The 206-nt window shown below is 46.1% G+C and carries 1 protein-coding gene; it reads left to right on the plus strand.

The features are described 5' to 3' along the window. Positions 1–206 (plus strand): hypothetical protein (locus ACNKXV_RS14915; protein WP_417908478.1); only part of this gene is annotated, 206 nt, incomplete at both ends.

A 206-nucleotide genomic window follows, 5' to 3' on the forward strand; every position in this document is an offset into this window, starting at 1 on the left:
GCTAGTGCTCCAACATTATCCGGAGTTCCTGCAGATGTAACTGTAACGTGTGATAATATCCCGGCTGTGGCTACTCCATCAGCGAGCGATGTGTGTGATTCTACCCCTGCTATCACCTTTGCTGAAACTAGTACTAAAGGAACCGATCCTGATCAAGCTTCTTTTTATAACTACGAGATTACAAGAACCTGGACCGCAACAGATGC

The sequence above is a fragment of the Christiangramia aquimixticola genome, assembly GCF_048285835.1.
Taxonomy (GTDB): domain Bacteria; phylum Bacteroidota; class Bacteroidia; order Flavobacteriales; family Flavobacteriaceae; genus Christiangramia; species Christiangramia aquimixticola.